Below are 15766 nucleotides of genomic sequence, written 5' to 3'. Positions count from 1 at the left end.
CACGGCGCAGGTCGCCGCATCCAGGTGCAATGACATAATCCGCGGCCTCTCCAAAGCCACGGCGAACCAGCCGCGCCTCTTGGCTTCCGACAAAGAACTCAGCGACTTCCTCAAGAGCGTCGAAAAGCGCGCCTTCAAGCGCGCCGTCTATGCCGTTCGCGACGACGACGCTGCGCTCGACATCGTGCAGGACTCGATGATCCGGCTGGCCGAGAAGTACGCCGACCGGCCCCCGGCCGAGTTGCCGCTGCTGTTCCAGCGCATCCTCTCGAATGCCATGATGGACTGGTTCCGTCGCCAGAAGGTGCGCAACGCGGTCGTGCGCAATTTCTCGGATTTCGAGCCCGCCGACGCCGATGGCGACTTCGATCTGCTCGAAACTCTGGCGGCGGCCGGTGGGGCCGCCACCGTCGAGACCGCCGCCGACAGTGTGGCGCGGGCCCAGATCCTGCTCGCGATCGAGGCCGAAGTGGCGCGGTTGCCGGGGCGTCAACGGGAGGCCTTCCTGCTGCGTTACTGGGAGGAACTCGATGTCGCCGAGACCGCTCAATCGATGGGCTGCTCGGAGGGCAGCGTCAAGACCCATTGCTCCCGGGCAGTGCACAGCTTGGCGCAGGCCTTGAAGGCCAGAGGGGTGCTGCCATGAATAAACCGAACGTCGTCACGGGATCTGCCCGGCTGGATCACCAGTCGCTCGAAGACCGCTTTGCGCTGCGCGTCGCGGCGGCCCTCAGCACGCATGCCGACAGCCTGCCCGGCGATGTGACGGAACGCCTTCGTTTCGCCCGCGAGCAGGCGCTGGTGCGCGCGCGCCAGACGGCAGCGCGCACCGCGCCGACGCCGACCCGAGTCGGTGGCGGCGTGCTGGCCTGGGGCGGCGAGCCCGGCTGGGGCTGGCGGCTCGCGACGCTGGCGCCGTTGATCGCGCTGGTGGCCGGCCTGGTGCTGATCCAGATCCAGCACGACGACGACCAGATCAGCGCCGCTGCCGAGGTCGATGCCGCCCTGCTGGCCGATGACCTGCCGCCGGCGGCCTACACCGACGCCGGTTTCGCCGAGTTCCTTCGCTTGCCCGGTTCGACCGGAAACGACTGAGGATGACGGTTTTCACGTTCCTGCAGCCGCTCGCTGCGCGGCTTCCGGCGATGACCCTGCTGGCTGCTGCCGTGCTGCTGTGCGCGTTGACGACCCTGGCCGCATCGCCGGCCGTGGCCGCCGGCCCGGATGCAGGCGGCCCCAGTTGGAACACCCTCGGCCCGGCACAGCGCCAGGCGCTGGCGCCGCTCCAGGGAGATTGGGCCTCGATCGATCCCACGCGCAAGCAGAAATGGCTGGAACTGGCATCGCGCTTCGACCGCATGTCGCCCGACGAGCGCAGCCGCGTCCAACAGCGCATGTCCGACTGGGTGAGTCTCAGCGCCAAGCAGCGCACCGAAGCGCGCGTGAACTACCAGGAAGCCAAGGACCTGAGCCCGCAGGAACGACAACAGCGCTGGGAGGCCTACCAATCCCTGCCGGAAAACCAGCGGCGCGACCTTGCCGCCCGCGCCAAGAGCGGCGCGGGCAAGGGCAACAATGTGCGTGCCCTCCCCTCCGCGGCCGAGACCAAGGTCAACACGGTTCCCAACCCGTTGCTGGAAGCCCGCAAACCGCGCGCCGTGACGCCGGGGCTGACGCAGGCCAAGCCGGGCGCCACGACCAACCTGATGTCGACGCGCCCTGCCCCGCCGCTGCACCAGCAGACCGGCCTGCCGAAAGTGGCGGCGACACCGGAGTTCGTCGATTCGACCACCCTGCTGCCGCGGCGCGGCCCCCAGGGCGCGGCGACCGAGCCACGCCGCAAGCCCTGAGACGTGCCGACACCGAACGTGCAAGCCGGCATCGAACCGCCGGGGCGACCAACGCCCCCTCTGCGCCGCCGGCTGGCCTGCTTCCTGTACGAAGGCGTGCTGCTGTTCGGCGTGGTGTTCTTCTGCGCGCTGATCTACTCGGTGCTCACGGACCAGCGCAATGCGATGGTGGGACGGCAGGGTCTGCTGTTGACCGCTTTCTTGCTTGCGCCCGGCGTCTACTTCACGTGGTACTGGTCGCGGACCGGCCAGACGCTGCCGATGCAGACCTGGCGCATCCACCTGCAGACGGCCGACGGCCAGCGGCTCACGCGTGCCCGCGCCCTGTTGCGCTACCTCGCCGCCTGGGTGTGGTTCCTGCCCGCTCTGGCCTTGGCTTGGTTGGCCGGCTGGCATGACAGCGGTGCGCGCCTGGCTGCGGTGCTCGGCGCCGGGGTCGTGCTCTATGCGTTGTCGTCGAAGCTGCACCCACAGCGCCAGTTCTGGCACGACGCGCTGTGCGGCACCCGGCTCGTCGACACGCGCACCACCGCGCCCACAGCGCGCGACTGAGATTCGCGGCGGCGCCATACGCCGCAGTTACCATCGCGCGCCATGAGCAACCCCTACAAAGGCCGCACCGGCCTGGACCGCGTGATCCGCGCGGCCGGCTACTCGATGGACGGGCTGCAGACCGCCTACCGCGGCGAGAGTGCCTTCCGCCAGGAGGTCTGGGCCGCCGTGCTGCTGCTGCCCGCGGCCTTCTGGCTGGGCGGCAGCTGGATCGAGGTGTCGCTGCTGGTCGGATCGGTGCTGCTGGTGCTGATCGTGGAGTTGCTCAACTCCGGCATCGAGGCCGCCATCGACCGCGTCAGCTACGAACTGCACGACCTGTCCAAGCGCGCCAAGGACCTGGCCAGTGCCGCAGTGCTGCTGTCGCTGCTGTTGTGCGTGGGCATCTGGGTGGCCGCACTCTGGCATCGCTTCGGCGCTTGACGAGGCACGGGACATGACGAAACGCTTCACGCTGTGCGTGTACTGCGGCTCGCGTCACGGCAACGATCCGGCCCATGCGCAGGCGGCCCGGGCCATCGGCCGACAGATCGCGCAGCGAGGCTGGCAATTGGTCTACGGCGGCGGCAATGTCGGCCTGATGGGCATCGTCGCGGACGCTGCCCTGGACGGTGGCGCGCAGGTGATCGGCGTGATCCCGCGCTCACTGATGGAGCGCGAGGTCGGACACCCCGGCCTCAGCGAACTGCACGTGGTCGAGACCATGCACCAGCGCAAGCAACGGATGGCCGAGCAGGCCGACGCCTTCCTGGCGCTGCCCGGCGGCATCGGTACCCTCGAGGAGTTGTTCGAGGTGTGGACCTGGCGGCAGCTCGGTTACCACGACCAGCCGATCGGCCTGCTCAACGTCGGGGGCTACTACGACACGCTGATCGCGTTCATGCAACAGACGGTGGACGCCGGCTTCGTCTCTGAGGGCACACGCGAGACGCTGGAGATCGGTGACGAGCCGTCCGCCCTGCTCGATCGGCTCGCGGCGCAGGCTGCGCAGGGCGGCGGCCGCGACGACTACAGCCGGACCTGAGCTTCAGTTCGATCAGACCGCCGCTTCATCCGTTTCGCCGGTGCGGATGCGCACCACCTGCTCGACCGAACTGACGAAGATCTTGCCGTCGCCGATCTTGCCGGTCTTGGCCGCCTTGACGATGGCTTCCAGGCAACGATCGACGTCGACGTCCTTCACCACCACCTCGAGCTTCACCTTCGGCAGGAAGTCGACCACGTACTCGGCACCGCGATACAGCTCGGTGTGGCCCTTCTGACGGCCGAAACCCTTGACCTCGGTCACGGTCAGACCCGACACGCCCACCTCGGCGAGCGCCTCGCGCACTTCCTCGAGCTTGAACGGCTTGATGACCGCGGTGATCTGTTTCATGGCGCGCTCCGGTGAAAGGTGACTGGCTGGAATTTAAGCACGGAATTTCGAGGTGATGGGATAGCGCCAGTCCTTGCCGAACGAGCGGTGCGTGATGCGAATCCCCACCGGCGCCTGTCGCCGCTTGTACTCGTTGATCTTGATCAGCCGCGTCACGCGCTCCACATCGGTGCGCGCATAGCCCGCCGCGATGATCTCCTCGACGCCCTGGTCGTCTTCCATGTAGCGCGCCAGGATCGCGTCCAGCACGTCGTAGGGCGGCAGGCTGTCCTGGTCGGTCTGGTCGGGGCGCAACTCCGCGGACGGCGGCCGCGTGATGATGCGTTCGGGAATCACCGGTTCGGGGCCCTGCGCGTTGCGCCAGGTCGCAAGCCGGTAGACCAGGGTCTTGGCCACGTCCTTGATCACCGCGAAGCCGCCCGCCATGTCGCCGTAGAGCGTGCAATAGCCGGTCGCCATCTCGCTCTTGTTGCCGGTGGTCAGCACGATGCGGCCCGACTTGTTCGACAGCGCCATCAGCAGGGTGCCGCGGATACGCGCCTGGATGTTCTCCTCGGTCGCATCCTCGGCGAGGCCCGCGAACTCCAGCGCCAGGGCGGCCTTGAAGGACTCGAACATCGGCACGATCGAGATCTCGTCGTACTGCACGCCCAGACGCCGAGCCATGTCGCGGGCGTCGATCCACGAGATGTCGGCGGTGTACGGCGAGGGCATCATCACCGCCCTCACCTGGTCGGCCCCCAGCGCATCGACCGCGATCGTCAGCACCAGCGCCGAATCGATGCCGCCGCTCAGACCGATGATGGCGCCGGGGAAGCCGTTCTTGCCAAGGTAGTCGCGCACGCCCGTCACCAGCGCCGCCCAGGCCTGCGATTCGAGCGATGGCGCCGGCGACAGCGGCCCGCTCACCTCACCGGCGGCACTCACCTCGACCGGCAGCACTTCCTCCGCGAAACTCGCGGCCCGCGCCCGCACGACGCCCTGCGCATCGACGGCGAACGAGGCACCGTCGAACACCACCTCGTCCTGTCCGCCGACCAGGTGCGAGTACAGCAAGGGCAGTCCGCTCTCCACCGCGCGCCGCGCCATGCGCTCCTCGCGCTCCTCGGCCTTGCCGAGGTGAAAAGGCGAGGCATTGATCACCGCCAGCACCTGTGCGCCCGCAGCCTTCGCCGCCGCCGCCGGCTCGTCGAACCAGGCGTCTTCGCAGATCAGCAGCCCGATGCGCAACCCGCCCGCCTCCACCACCACCGGGCCGAAGCCCGCGTCGCGGCCCGATACGAAGTAGCGGCGCTCGTCGAACACCTGGTAGTTGGGCAGCTCCCGCTTCGCATAGGTGGCCGTGACGCGCCCGCCGGCCAGCACCGAGGCCGCATTCACCCGCCGCTGCACCGCCAGCGAGCGCGTGCGAAGATCCCCCAGCGCATCGATCGCCTGCGGATGGCCGACCACCACCTGCAGGTCCGGCAGATCGGCCAGCGACGCGGCGCAGCCGGCCAGCGCTTCGTCGCAGGCGCGCATGAAGGCAGGCCGCAGCAGCAGGTCTTCCGGCGGATAGCCGGTCAGCGACAGTTCCGGCGTGATCACCAGCCGCGCGCCCTGCGCGTAGGCCTGGCGGGACCACTGGGCGATGCGCTGCGCGTTGCCTGCGAGGTCGCCGACGGTGGCGTTGAACTGGACGAGGGCGATCGTGGCGGACACAGTGGCAGGCATGGATCAGGAAGAAAACGCGTTGTCGAACGATGGTACCCGCGACCCCGAGGCGTGGGCGGTCCAGGTGCACGCCGATCCGACCCTCATCGACGCCCAGGCCTGGGATGCGCTGGTCGACGCCAGCCCGGCGCCGACGCCCTTCACGCGCCATGCTTATCTGTGTGCGCTGCACGCGTCGGCCAGCGCCGTTGCCGGCACTGGCTGGGCACCGCAGTTCCTGGTGATCGAGCGCGACGGGATGCTGGCGGCGGCCTGCCCGCTCTACCTCAAGAGCCACTCCTACGGCGAGTACGTGTTCGACTGGGCGTGGGCCCAGGCCTACGAAGAGGCCGGTCTGCGCTACTACCCGAAGCTGCTGTCGGCGGTGCCGTTCACGCCGGTGCCGGGCTCGCGCCTGCTGGCGCGCGACCCGGCCGCGCGCAGCGTGCTGCTGCGTGCGATGGAAAGCTTCGCCCGGCAACACGGCATGTCGTCGGCGCACGTGCTCTTTCTCGACGAGGCCGACCGCAGTGCCGCGGAGGCGGCCGGCTGGATGCTGCGCAGCACGGTGCAGTTCCACTGGACCAACCGGGCTCCCGCCGGCTATGCCGACTTCGCCGACTTCCTCGCCAGTCTGCAGCGCGACAAGCGCAAGAAGATCCAGCAGGAGCGCCGCTACGTGCGCGAAGCCGGCGTCGAGTTCGAAACCCGCATCGGCACGCAGATCCGCACCGCCGACTGGGACTTCTTCTACCGCTGCTACCGCAACACCTACCGCGAGCACCGCTCGACGCCCTACCTGACGCGCGACTTCTTCGCCCGCATGGCCGAGGCCCTGCCGCAGCACTGGCTGCTGTTCACGGCCCGGCGCGAGGGCGAGCCCATTGCCGCCTCGCTGATCGCCCTCGACCCCGAACGCGGCCACGCCTACGGCCGCTATTGGGGAGCGCTCGTCTCGGTCAGCTGTCTGCACTTCGAGGCCTGCTATTACCAGCCGCTGCAGTGGTGCATCGAGAACGGCTACCGCCGCTTCGAGGGCGGCGCGCAGGGCGAGCACAAGATGGCCCGAGGCCTGATGCCGGTGCGCACGCATTCCGCGCACTGGCTGAGCGACGCGCGCTTTGCGGACGCCGTGGCGCGCTATCTCGCGCGAGAAGGCGCCGGCATCGAGGCCTACGTCGACGAACTCGACGAACGCAACCCGTTCAAGCGCTAGCGCTCACGCTGCCTTGCCCAGGCGCCCGAGCACGCACCCCAGTGCCGCCACGGCGTCGCCGATCTCGCGCGCACCGATGACCAGCGGCGGCGCGAAGCGCACCACCGTACCGTGGGTGTCCTTGCTCAGCACGCCTTCATGCAACAAGCCCTCGCACACGCTGCGGGCCGAGGCGAACCCGGGATCGATCTCCACGCCGACCAGCAGCCCCTGGCCGCGAACGTCGCGAATCGCGGGGTGCCGCAGCGCGTGCAGGCGCTCGAGCAGCACGGCGCCCTGCTCGGCCGCTCGCTCGGACAGCTTCTCCTCCACCAGCACCTGCAACGCCATGTCGCCCACGGCCGCTGCCAGCGGATTGCCGCCGAAGGTGGAGCCGTGGTCGCCGGGCGTGAACACCGCCATCACCTCCTCGCGCGCCAGGAAGGCGCTGACCGGCAGGAGCCCGCCGCCCAGCGCCTTGCCGAGCGTGAGACCGTCGGGCCGCACGCCCTCGTGATCGCAGGCGAGCACCCGGCCGGTGCGGCCCAGGCCGGTCTGCACCTCGTCGCAGATCATCAGGATGTGGCGGCGCGTGCAGATCTCGCGCACTGCCTTCAAATAGCCGGCCGGCGGCACGACGATGCCGGCCTCACCCTGCACCGGCTCGACGAGGAAGGCGCAGGTGTCGTCGGTGATGGCCGCTTCCAGTGCCGCCGGATCGCCATAGGGCACGTTCACGAAGCCGGGCGCGAAGGGCCCGAAGCCGCTGCGGTACTGGGCTTCGCTCGAGAAACCCACGATGGTGGTCGTGCGCCCGGCGAAGTTGTTGGCCGCGACGATGATCTGCGCGCGACCCTCGGCGATGCCCTTGACCGTGTAGCCCCACTTGCGGGCCGCCTTCAGCGCCGTCTCCACGGCCTCGGCGCCGGTGTTCATCGGCAGCGCCCGGTCCATGCCGGTCAGTCGGCACAGGCGTTCGAGGAAGGGGCCGAGGCGGTCGGTGTGGAAGGCGCGCGAGGTCACGGCCAGTTGCCGGGCCTGCGCGACCAGCGCCTCGACCAGCCGCGGGTGACCGTGACCGAAGCTGACCGCCGAATAGGCCGACATCATGTCGAGATAGCGCCGACCATCCTGCCCCCACAGGTAGACGCCCTCGCCGCGCGTCAGCACGACCGGCAAGGGTGCGTAGTTCGCGGCACCGTAGTGCTCTTCCAGTGCGATCGGGCTGGCCGACAAGGGGAAGCCGGGGTGAATGGTCATGGCGATCTCCTGAACTCGGGGGCGGCTCCCCCAGCTCCTCACTGTAGAGACGACTGAACGCAATATGCGTTCCATTCGTTGTGCATATTCAATTTTTAGCGCATGCTTCGTGCGTGAAATCTAGAATATGAGCACATTGGACACACTCGACCGCCGTTTACTGGCCGAACTCCAGGCCCACGGCCGTGCCTCGAACGTCGAGTTGTCGGCGGCGGTGCACCTGTCGGCGCCGCAGTGCTTCCGGCGCGTCAAGTCGCTCGAGGAGCGGGGCGTCATCCGCGGCTACGCGGCGCGGGTCGATCGCGAGGCGCTGGGCCTGGGCGTGATGGCCTTCGTCAGCGTGGACATCGCCGCCGAGCAGTTCGGCCACGTGCGCGAGTTCGAGCAGACCATCCGCGGCTTCCCGCAGATCCTCGAATGCCACACCGTCTCGGGCGACTCGGATTACCTGCTCAAGGTCGTGACGCGCGATCTCAAGTCGCTGAGCCAGTTCCTGACCGATCGGCTGATGCAGATCTCCGGCGTCGCGAACGTGCGCTCGATGATCTGCATGGAAGAGATCAAGCCGCCCTCGCCGCTGCCGACGACGACCGATTGAAACGGGGCGCCCGCACGCGGTCGAGCGCCAGGCCGCCCCAAGCCGACCGCGCACCCGCTCGGCGGGTGCGAACCCTACTCCTTGAAGTCGCCACCGAAGCCGTAGACGAACGCCTCGGGCTGGATGTACTTGCGCAGCGCAGCGTTCACCTGGTCCAGCGTCGCCGCAGCGATCGCGTCGTCGACCTGCTGCGAGATCGCGAACGTGCGGTCCAGCCGCAGGTTGTTCGCCAGTCCGGCGGCCAGGCGCGCGTCCTGTGCGCGCGACAGGCGGCGCGAACTGATCAGGCCGCGTTGCGCCTCTTGCAGTTCGGTGGCGGTAAAGCCCTCCTTGAGTGCACGCGCGACCTCTTCCTTGAACGCCGCCTCGACCTTGGCACGGTTCTGCGGCGCGAAGATGGCCTGCGCCTGCCACGGCGAATTGCGCTCTTCCTGGTTCCAAGCCACTTGGCTGTAGACGCCGTAGGACAGCCCTTCCTTCTCGCGGATGCGCACCCACAGCCGCGAACTGCCGCCGCCGCCCAGCAGGTGGTTGGCCAGCGTGAGCGGCGCGTAGTCGGGGTCGCTGTCCATCAACTGCACCGGCAGGAACACCGCCATGTGCGCGTTCTGCTTGTCGGGCGTCGGCAGCATCAGGCGGGCCGGCGGCACCGGCGCCAGCGGATCGGCCACCCGCGCGTAGGGCTCGCTGCTCTTCCAGTCGCCGAAGGCCGCCTCGAGCGCCTGCTTCACCGCCGGCACGTCGAGGTCGCCGCTGGCGCCGAATTCGGCATGCGAGGCGCCGTAGAAGCGGCGATGGAAGGCGCGCAGCTGCTCCGCCGTCGCCGCCTGGATGTCGGCCACCAGTTCGTCGAAGCTCTTGGCGTGACGCACGTCGCCGCGCGGATAGCGGTTCACGTGGCGGTCGATCGCGCTGGCCACCACCGCTTCGGGTTCCTTGCGCTGCTGCTCCACGCCGGTCAGCGCCTGGCTGCGCTGCTCTTCCAGCACGGCCGGCGGGAACGAGGGCTCACGCAGCAGCTCGCCGACCAGCGCGATCACCGCCGGCAGGTTCTGGCGCTTGGTGGCGATCGTCGCGTTCACGCTGCCGGTGCTGCTGGAGAAGCCCACCTCGGCCTGCAGCGCATCGAGCCGGTCACGGATCTGCTGGCGAGAGAGCTTCGCCGTGCCTTCGTCCAGCATCGCGGCCACCAGCGCCGGCACCTCACCCTGGCCGGCCAGGCTCTTCTCGTCACCGAAGTGCAGCGAGAGGACCGCATTCACCACGCCGCCGCGGGTCGGCTTGGACAGCAGCGCGACCTTCATGCCGCTGGCCAGCGCGAAACGCTGCGTCTGCGCGTCGATGTTGGCCGGGGTGGTGTCGAACGCGGCCACCGCGCTGGCGCCTGCCTGCGGCTTGAAGTCCTTGAACTGCGCCGCCACGTCCACGGCCTTCGGGGCAGGCGCGCGCTGCGGCTTGTCGGTCGGCAGGTAGGTCGCGAGCGTGCGGTTCGACGGCAGCAGCCGCTCGACGGCAGCGCGCTGCACGTCCTCCAGCGTGGCCGCCTTGATGCGGTCGCGGATCAGGAAGAACAGGCGCCAGTCGCCCTGCGCGACGGACTCCGACAGCGACACGCCCACCGTCTCCGGGTTCGTGAACGCCAGGTCCCAGCCCTTGAGCCACTTGGCGCGCGCGCGCTCCAGTTCCTCGGCCGTGACCGGCTCGGCCGCGACCGACTCCAGCACCGCGAGCAATTCGCCTCGCGCCCGGTCGATCTCCTGCCCGGGCGCGAGCTGCGCCACGAACAGCGCCGCGCCGGGATCGTGCAGGCCGAACGGTTCGGCTCCCACGCTCGCGGCCAGTTGCTTCTCGACCAGCCGCTTGTGCAGCCGCCCTGAAGGCGCATCACCCAGCACCAGCGCGAGCAGCTCGATGGCGGCGAACGCCGGATCCGCCGCGGCCGGCACGTGATAGCCCGTGTACAGCAGCGGTGCGCCGCCGACACGGCGCAGCGTCAGCGCGCGTTCGCCGTCCTGGGCGGCATCGATGGTGTACAGCGTGGGCAGCACGCGGCGGGGCTTCGGTATCTTCCCGAAGTACTGCTGCACCCAGGCGAGCACCCTGGCGGTGTCGAACTGGCCGCTGACGACCAGCGTGGCGTTGTCGGGCTGGTAGTACTGGCGGTAGAAGGCCTGCAGCCGTGCGATGTCGACGTTCTCGACGTCGCTGCGCGCGCCGATCGTGTCCTTGCCGTAGTTGTGCCAGTCGTACATCGCGGCCAGCGTCTTCTGGTAGAGGATGCGGCCGGGGCTGTTCTCACCCATCTCCATCTCGTTGCGCACCACCGTCATCTCGGAGTCGAGATCCTTGCGCGCGATGAAGCTGTGGACCATGGCATCCGCATGCCACGACAGGAACCACTTCAGGTTGTCCTCGTTGGCCGCGAAGCTGGCGAAGTAGTTGGTGCGATCGAACCAGGTGCTGCCGTTGGCCCGCAGCCCGCGCTTGGTGAACTCGCCCCAGACGTTGCGCGTGGTCGGCGTGCCCTTGAACATCAGGTGTTCAAGCAGGTGCGCCATGCCCGTCTCGCCGTAGTTCTCGTGGCGAGAACCGACGTGGTAGGTCAGGTTGACGGTCGTCGTGGGTTTGGAGGCATCGGGCACCAGCAGCACCTGCAGCCCGTTGGCCAGTCGGTATTCGGTGATGCCCTCGACCTGGGTGACCGTGGTCACGCCGCGCGGCAGGCCTGCAGAGGAGACCGGGCTGGTTGCCGGGACGGCCTGGCCGGCTGCCACCGCCGTCGGCGACACCTGCATCACGACCAGCGCGAGCGCGCCGGCGACGAAGTACTTCGAGAACATGCTGCGGGCCTCGCAACCACCGAGGCGGTGTGATGGAGGCCCGCAGTGTAGCCAGCAGGTTTCGCACATCGCCGCCTCAGGGGCATACCCGAGCGCAGCGCTGGCGACGCCAGCCGGTCGTCAGTCAGACTTTCTTGGCCTTGAGGTAGTTCTCCATGCCGGAGCGCACTTCAGCCTGCGCGCTTTCCGGGCCTTCCCAACCTTGCACCTTGACCCACTTGCCGGCCTCGAGGTCCTTGTAGTGCTCGAAGAAGTGCTGGATCGCCTTCAGGCGCATCTGGTTGATGTCCTCCGGCTTTTTCCAGTGGTCGTAGATCGGCAGGATCTTGGTGGTGGGCACAGCCAGGACCTTGGCGTCGCCGCCGGCCTCGTCTTCCATCTTCAGCACGCCGATGGCCCGGCAGGTCACCACCACGCCCGGGGTCAGCGCAAAAGGCGTGATCACCAGCACGTCGACCGGGTCCCCATCGTCGGAGAGCGTCTGCGGCACGTAGCCGTAGTTGCAGGGATAGTGCATCGCGGTCGTCATGAAGCGATCGACGAACAGCGCGCCGCTTTCCTTGTCGACCTCGTACTTGATCGGGTCGGCGTTCATCGGGATCTCGATGATCACGTTGAACTGCTCGGGCGCCTTGGCGCCGGGGGTCACTTTGTGCAGACTCATGGGTCCTGTCTCCGGAATCGCGGGGAAACCCGAATTCTAAGCAGCGGCCTGTCGTGGGACTGACCGAGGCCCTGCGCGACCGTGCCGGACCGCACGCGCCAATTCCATTGCGGCTTCGAGGGGCTTCACTTAGCATGCGCCGGCAACCCGGCCGGGATGCCACGAGCGTGGTGTCTTCAGCGAAGAGTCGCGGTGCAAGCCCTTTCACCGAGGACCTCTAACGAGGAAGGAGACCCTTTCCATGTCCAGTTCCCTGGCGCTCATCTTTGCGCTGCTCTGCGGTTTCGCGGCCGTCGTCTACGGCTTTGTCCAGCGCAGCTGGATCCTCAAACAGGACGCGGGCAACGCCCGCATGCAGGAGATCGCGGCAGCCATCCAGCAAGGCGCGGCCGCCTATCTGGCGCGGCAGTACCGCACCATCGCCATCGTCGGCGTGATCCTCACGGTGCTGATCGGCATCTTCATCGGCCTGCCCACCGCGGTGGCCTTCGTGATCGGTGCGGTGCTGTCGGGCGCCTGCGGCTTCATCGGCATGAACGTGTCGGTCAAGGCGAACGTGCGCACCGCCCAGGCGGCCACGCGCGGCATGAAGGAGGCGCTCGACGTGGCCTTCAAGGGCGGCGCCATCACCGGCATGCTGGTGGTGGGCCTCGGGCTGCTCGGCGTGGGCATCGTGTTCTGGTTCCTCACCAGCAATGGCCAGGTCACGCCGACCAGCGGTCTGGCACCGGCGCTGAAGCCGCTGCTGGGCTTCGCCTTCGGGTCCAGCCTGATCTCGATCTTCGCGCGGCTGGGCGGCGGCATCTTCACCAAGGGGGCCGACGTCGGCGCCGACCTGGTGGGCAAGGTCGAGGCCGGCATCCCCGAGGACGACCCGCGCAACCCGGCGGTGATCGCCGACAACGTGGGCGACAACGTCGGCGACTGCGCCGGCATGGCGGCCGACCTGTTCGAGACCTACGCCGTCACGCTGATCGCGACGATGGTGCTGGGCTCTCTGATGGTGGTGGCCGCGCCGATGCAGGCCGCGCTCTACCCGCTGGCGCTGGGCGGCTTCTCGATCATCGCATCGATCATCGGCTGCAGCGCTGTGAAGGCCACGCCCGGCATGAAGAACGTGATGCCGGCGCTGTACAAGGGCCTGATCGTCGCCGGCGTGATCTCGCTGGTCGGCTTCTTCTTCATCACCAAGTGGGTGATGCCCGACAACGCGATCTACGAGACCGGCACCCAGTTGCGCCTGTTCGGCGCCGCGGTCGTCGGCCTGGTGCTGACGGCGCTGCTGGTGTGGATCACCGAGTACTACACCGGCACCCAGTACGCACCCGTCAAGCACGTGGCGCAGGCCTCGACCACCGGCCACGGCACCAACGTGATCGCCGGCCTGGGCGTGTCGATGCGCTCGACGGCCTGGCCGGTGGTGTTCGTCTGCGGCGCCATCCTGGCGTCCTACCAGCTCGGTGGCCTGTACGGCATCGCGGTGGCCGCCACGTCGATGCTGAGCCTGGCCGGCATCGTGGTGGCGCTCGACGCCTACGGTCCGATCACCGACAACGCCGGCGGTATCGCCGAGATGGCCGAGCTGCCGTCGAGCGTGCGCGACATCACCGACCCGCTGGACGCCGTCGGCAACACGACCAAGGCGGTGACCAAGGGCTACGCGATCGGCTCGGCCGGTCTCGCCGCGCTGGTGCTGTTCGCCGACTACACGCACACGCTCGAGGCCGCCGGCAAGCTGGTGAGCTTCGATCTCAGCAACCCGTCGGTGATCGTCGGCCTCTTCATCGGCGGCCTGATCCCCTACCTGTTCGGTGCGATGGCGATGGAGGCCGTGGGCCGCGCCGCCGGTTCCGTGGTGGTCGAAGTGCGCCGCCAGTTCCAGGACGGCCAGATCATGGCCGGCAAGCGCAAGCCCGACTACAGCGCGGCGGTCGACATGCTCACCTCGGCGGCGATCAAGGAGATGATCATCCCCAGCCTGCTGCCCGTGGTGGTGCCCATCGTCGTCGGGCTGCTGCTCGGCCCGGCGGCGCTCGGTGGCCTGCTGATGGGCACCATCGTCACCGGTCTGTTCGTCGCGATTTCGATGTGCACCGGCGGCGGCGCGTGGGACAACGCCAAGAAGTACATCGAGGAAGGTCACTTCGGCGGCAAGGGCAGCGAGGCCCACAAGGCGGCCGTCACGGGCGACACCGTGGGCGACCCGTACAAGGACACTGCCGGCCCGGCCGTCAACCCGTTGATCAAGATCATCAACATCGTGGCGCTGTTGATCGTGCCGCTGCTGCCGGCCGCGGCCGGGCATGACGGCGCGGCATCGCACGCTGCGCCGACGGCGGTCGAAGCCCCGGCTCCGGCACCGGCCCCTGCGGTGGCCGGTGCCGACGGCGCCAGCATCAAGGTCGAGAACGGCGTGGTGAAGTTCTACTTCGCCACCGCCTCGTCGGCCCTGGCGGGCGGCGCGGCCGAGGCCCTGGCCGACGTGGCCAAGGGCGTGGCGGCGGGCAAGAAGGCCGTGGTCAGCGGCTATCACGACGCCACCGGCGACCCGGACAAGAACGTCGAGCTCGCCAAGCAGCGCGCGCTGGCCGTGCGCGACGCCTTGAAGGCGGCGGGTGTGGCCGAAGACAAGGTCGAGCTGAAGAAGCCCGAGCAGCTCAATGCCGGCGATGCGGCCGAGGCTCGGCGCGTCGAGGTGAAGCTCGAGTAGCCCGATCACGGGATCGACAAGAGCCCGCCTCGGCGGGCTCTTCCTTTTTCTGAAGCAACGCAGGATTTGGCGGGACGGAGATAACCGGCGCGATCGAGATCATCGCTATTAATTCCAAGGTGGTTTCGGCGAAAACTTCTCGGTCAAATACTCCAGCAGCACTCTCACCTTGGCCGGCAGGTGTCTGCGATGAGGATAGACCGCATAAATCAATTGCTTATCAATGTGATAGTCGGTCAGTAACGGCACCAAGCGTCCTGCCGCAATATCCTTGGCCACCATGAATGCAGACAGACGGACGATACCTCCACCCAGTCGTGCGTATTCGTGAAGCACATCGACGTTGTCGGTCACGAAATGCCCTTGGACATTGACCAGCTCCGGTCCCTCGGTGCTGGTGAAATGCCATTGATTGAAGAGATCGCTGGTGGACAGGCGAAGGCAATCGTGCTGTAACAGGTCCGATGGCCGCGTCGGTCGTCCTCTGACTTTCAGATACCGGGGACTGGCGCAGACCAGGCGCTGACTCTCGCCGAGCTTGCGGCCGACAAGACTGGTATCTCTCAATTCGCCCAGTCGGATCGCCAGATCCACGCCTTCGTCGATCAGGTCGATCGCCTGCCCGGTGATCTGGAACTCCAGCGTCAAACGCGGGTAGCGCCCCTGAAATTCAGCCATGAGCTCCAGCAACTGGTGCTTGGCGAAGCCCTGGGTGCTGTTGATGCGCAGAGTACCCGTCGGCTCGCGCACGAAGCTGGTCAGCGAATCTTCGGCGTTCTCGATCTCGGCCAGGATCTCCAGGCATCGCTTGAAATAGCACTCACCGCCCTCGGTCAGGCTGAGGCTGCGCGTCGTGCGATTGATCAACCGTACGCCCAACCTGGATTCCAGTCGCGAGAGCAGCTTGCTGATCGCCGACGGCGAAAGATTCAACTGGCGCCCGGCAGCGGAAAAGCTGCCGCGCTTGACCGATTCCACGAACACCTGCATCTCGGTCCATTTATCCAAGCCACCCTCCTGATTTGTGAAC

General features: G+C 68.0%; 15 protein-coding genes. 9 read left to right on the top strand and 6 right to left on the bottom strand.

The annotated features are described in order from the left end of the window. Nucleotides 1-79: 79 nt before the first annotated feature. Genes ASC67_RS00905 through ASC67_RS00880 form a run of 6 tightly spaced genes read left to right on the top strand, consistent with a single transcriptional unit; the run spans nucleotide 80 to nucleotide 3426 of the window. Nucleotides 80-646 carry an RNA polymerase sigma factor gene (locus ASC67_RS00905; RefSeq protein WP_056314439.1) on the top strand — a complete coding sequence of 189 codons (567 nt, stop codon included), beginning with the start codon at nucleotides 80-82 and terminating at the stop codon, nucleotides 644-646. Continuing rightward, nucleotides 643-1095, top strand: a complete 453-nt coding sequence (locus ASC67_RS00900) for a DUF3619 family protein (RefSeq protein WP_056314438.1) — start codon at nucleotides 643-645, stop codon at nucleotides 1093-1095. Before ASC67_RS00905 ends, ASC67_RS00900 begins: the two co-directional genes overlap by 4 nt. Before the next feature lie 2 nt (nucleotides 1096-1097). Continuing rightward, nucleotides 1098-1850, top strand: coding sequence for a DUF3106 domain-containing protein (locus tag ASC67_RS00895; protein ID WP_056314437.1), 753 nt, complete (start codon nucleotides 1098-1100; stop codon nucleotides 1848-1850). A gap of 3 nt (nucleotides 1851-1853) precedes the next feature. Continuing rightward, nucleotides 1854-2402, top strand: a complete 549-nt coding sequence (locus ASC67_RS00890; RefSeq protein ID WP_082535747.1) for an RDD family protein — start codon at nucleotides 1854-1856, stop codon at nucleotides 2400-2402. A 42-nt stretch (nucleotides 2403-2444) separates the two neighbouring features. Beyond that, on the top strand, nucleotides 2445-2825 hold the full coding sequence (locus tag ASC67_RS00885; RefSeq protein ID WP_056314436.1) for a diacylglycerol kinase: 381 nt from the start codon (nucleotides 2445-2447) through the stop codon (nucleotides 2823-2825). A gap of 13 nt (nucleotides 2826-2838) precedes the next feature. Continuing rightward, nucleotides 2839-3426 (top strand): TIGR00730 family Rossman fold protein, encoded by a 588-nt coding sequence (locus ASC67_RS00880; protein ID WP_056314435.1) that lies wholly within the window; start codon nucleotides 2839-2841, stop codon nucleotides 3424-3426. 12 nt (nucleotides 3427-3438) lie between these two features. On the opposite strand, the gene ASC67_RS00875 is transcribed toward ASC67_RS00880, so the two are convergent. Continuing rightward, nucleotides 3439-3777 (bottom strand): P-II family nitrogen regulator, encoded by a 339-nt coding sequence (locus ASC67_RS00875; protein WP_011829705.1) that lies wholly within the window; start codon nucleotides 3775-3777, stop codon nucleotides 3439-3441. 33 nt (nucleotides 3778-3810) lie between these two features. Beyond that, on the bottom strand, nucleotides 3811-5490 hold the full coding sequence (locus ASC67_RS00870; protein ID WP_200946739.1) for an NAD+ synthase: 1680 nt from the start codon (nucleotides 5488-5490) through the stop codon (nucleotides 3811-3813). Between ASC67_RS00870 and ASC67_RS00865 the strand changes: the two genes are divergently transcribed. Then, on the top strand, nucleotides 5489-6685 hold the full coding sequence (locus tag ASC67_RS00865) for a GNAT family N-acetyltransferase (RefSeq protein WP_056314434.1): 1197 nt from the start codon (nucleotides 5489-5491) through the stop codon (nucleotides 6683-6685). The two genes, ASC67_RS00870 and ASC67_RS00865, sit on opposite strands and share 2 nt — an antisense overlap. Before the next feature lie 3 nt (nucleotides 6686-6688). On the opposite strand, the gene rocD is transcribed toward ASC67_RS00865, so the two are convergent. Further along, nucleotides 6689-7924 (bottom strand): ornithine--oxo-acid transaminase, encoded by a 1236-nt coding sequence (gene rocD, locus ASC67_RS00860; protein ID WP_056314433.1) that lies wholly within the window; start codon nucleotides 7922-7924, stop codon nucleotides 6689-6691. Nucleotides 7925-8051: 127 nt separating this feature from the next. On the opposite strand from rocD, the gene ASC67_RS00855 reads away from it, so the two are divergent. After that, on the top strand, nucleotides 8052-8522 hold the full coding sequence (locus ASC67_RS00855) for an Lrp/AsnC family transcriptional regulator (protein ID WP_056314432.1): 471 nt from the start codon (nucleotides 8052-8054) through the stop codon (nucleotides 8520-8522). 74 nt (nucleotides 8523-8596) lie between these two features. Here the strand turns inward: ASC67_RS00855 and ASC67_RS00850 are convergent, their stop codons facing one another. Both ASC67_RS00850 and ppa read right to left on the bottom strand, forming a co-directional pair. Further along, nucleotides 8597-11362 carry a pitrilysin family protein gene (locus ASC67_RS00850; protein ID WP_056314431.1) on the bottom strand — a complete coding sequence of 922 codons (2766 nt, stop codon included), beginning with the start codon at nucleotides 11360-11362 and terminating at the stop codon, nucleotides 8597-8599. Nucleotides 11363-11486: 124 nt separating this feature from the next. Next, a complete protein-coding gene (ppa, locus tag ASC67_RS00845) occupies nucleotides 11487-12026 on the bottom strand; it encodes an inorganic diphosphatase (protein ID WP_056314430.1) in 540 nt (179 codons plus the stop codon). Nucleotides 12027-12267: 241 nt separating this feature from the next. Between ppa and ASC67_RS00840 the strand changes: the two genes are divergently transcribed. Then, nucleotides 12268-14736 carry a sodium-translocating pyrophosphatase gene (locus tag ASC67_RS00840; protein WP_056314429.1) on the top strand — a complete coding sequence of 823 codons (2469 nt, stop codon included), beginning with the start codon at nucleotides 12268-12270 and terminating at the stop codon, nucleotides 14734-14736. 108 nt (nucleotides 14737-14844) lie between these two features. Here the strand turns inward: ASC67_RS00840 and ASC67_RS00835 are convergent, their stop codons facing one another. Beyond that, on the bottom strand, nucleotides 14845-15744 hold the full coding sequence (locus tag ASC67_RS00835; RefSeq protein ID WP_082535746.1) for a LysR family transcriptional regulator: 900 nt from the start codon (nucleotides 15742-15744) through the stop codon (nucleotides 14845-14847). Nucleotides 15745-15766 lie beyond the last annotated feature (22 nt).

Origin of the sequence: Methylibium sp. Root1272 (genome assembly GCF_001425905.1) — a bacterium.
In the GTDB taxonomy this organism is placed as follows: Bacteria; Pseudomonadota; Gammaproteobacteria; order Burkholderiales; family Burkholderiaceae_C; genus Methylibium.
The sequence above is the reverse complement of the archived record's forward strand: the minus strand, read 5'-3'. Positions and strand labels throughout refer to the sequence as shown.